The 1,943-nt window shown below is 38.8% G+C and carries 3 protein-coding genes; all 3 read left to right on the forward strand.

The genetic code is table 11. From position 1 onward, the window contains the following. The coding region (locus IV84_RS11275) for a hypothetical protein (RefSeq protein WP_056986618.1) at positions 1-211 on the forward strand (211 nt) is incomplete at its 5' end. A gap of 220 nt (positions 212-431) precedes the next feature. Beyond that, entirely contained in the window at positions 432-1,352 is a 921-nt protein-coding gene (locus IV84_RS10330) for an IS30-like element ISLsa1 family transposase (protein ID WP_011373852.1), read from the forward strand. A gap of 47 nt (positions 1,353-1,399) precedes the next feature. After that, positions 1,400-1,943: hypothetical protein (locus tag IV84_RS11280; RefSeq protein ID WP_236699030.1), on the forward strand; the 544-nt coding region annotated here is incomplete at its 3' end.

Genomic DNA, 1,943 nt, shown 5'->3' on the forward strand with positions numbered 1-1,943 from the left:
TCATTTACACAAGATTCTTGACGCTACCATTGCCGTTATAGTAGGAATACTGTTAGGAGTTTTATTAACTAGTTTAGTTAATTTTCCAAGCTCAATAAATATTGGTCAAGTTTTAGCTTTAAGTGTTTTAGTTGTTGCCCCTTTGTGTTTTTTGTTTGCGTTAGTAACTTGCTCAAAAATATTCATCAATAAAGTGTTCAGAAAAGAATGAAAATATATGTTTGGAGATGATTTGAATGAGAGTACCTACTCCGAATTTAATTGGGAAACGTTTTGGCAGATTAGTAGTTGAAAAGAAAAGTCCAGAAAAAGGGCATGCTGTTTTTTGGTTTTGGCAAATTCTATAATTAATCCGAACAGAAATTAAAAAGCCCAAAGCAATCACTTACAATGGTAGTAGCTAATTCCAACCAATATAGGGAGTGATTACTTTGGGTACATCTACTTTATCACGTTTTCAACGTGGCGCACTAGCACAACTGGTCAATGAGGGGAATAAATCTTACCAAGTAATGGCTGACGCCTTAGGCGTCGCCAAAGCTACGATTAGCTATGAGTTGGACCGGGTTAAACCTTATGATCCAGAATTAGCTCAGCAAGATGCAGATCGCAAAAGGCGGAATTGCGGTCGTCGTTCGATGCTGACGGCAGCATTAGCGACTTTAATTACCAATCACTTACGATTAACCTGGTCACCAGAAACCATTGCGGCCGCTTATAACTTGAGCACTGCGTCAATTTATAATTGGCTTAATCGTGGCTGGCTCCCCTTCAAATTGACTGATCTACCCAATCGGAATGTCCGCCAGCACCGAGTGAGCGAAAATCGTGGGAAATTTACAAGTGGGACTTCCATCGAACAACGGCCAACAACTGTTAATCAACGGTTAGCTTTTGGTCATTGGGAAGTAGATACGGTGCTTTCTAGTCGAAGTGAGTCACGATCATGTCTGGTTACATTCGTAGAACGTAAGACCCGACTTCTATGGGCCATCAAAGCCCCTAATAGAACGGCTAAGGCTCTAAACACCGCCTTTGGCAAGTTTATGGGGGCCTTCGGTCCCCAAGTAAAATCCATTACTGTTGATCATGGTAAAGAGTTTGCCAATTATCAGGCCTTAGAACAGGATTATCAGATCAAAGTTTATTTTTGCCATCCATATTCACCATGGGAGCGAGGTTCCAATGAATATTTTAATAGACGGTTACGCTGGTTCTTCCCGAAAAAGACCAATTTTAGCCAAGTAACGACTGATGAGATCCTAGCAGCACTTGAACTAATTAATCAACGACCATTAAAAATACATCATCAACAGACTGCCATTGAAAGATTCCGGGCTTGTTCGGATTAAACTTGTAATTTGCCTTTTGTAAATGTGATTGTGGTAATAAAACAAAGGTGACTACTAGTAATTTACTGGCAGGTATTACTAAAAGCTGTGGGTGCTTAGATAAAGAGAATAGGGTTAAATTTGCGAAACTTAATTTCAAAGATTTGACCGGTAAACGGTTTGGAATGCTTACAGTTTTAAGACAATCCGTTGGTGTTAAAAAGGGATCGGGTACTACATGGTTTTGTAAATGTGATTGTGGTAATTATACCGACGTGGCAAGCACAAAACTTATTCAAGGAACTACCAAGAGCTGTGGTTGTCAATTAAGGAAGGCACGAGAGAAATGGAAAAACATTTACAAAGATGAAAAGATACAAGAAAAGATAAAAACTACCTTTAGACAAAATGACGGTCGTGAAAAAAATACTAAACTATCTATATTGAAACTATCAGTAGGCGACAAGTTAAAAGCAAATAATGCTAGTGGTATAACGGGGGTTTCTTATAGTAAACGTGATAAGAGGTGGCGTAGCTATATCACAGTAAAACATATACGTTACGAACTAGGATATTTTAAGGATAAGGAAAGTGCAATCCAAGCTCGAAAAA

Origin of the sequence: Pediococcus damnosus (assembly GCF_001437255.1) — a bacterium.
Taxonomy (GTDB): Bacteria; Bacillota; Bacilli; order Lactobacillales; family Lactobacillaceae; genus Pediococcus; species Pediococcus damnosus.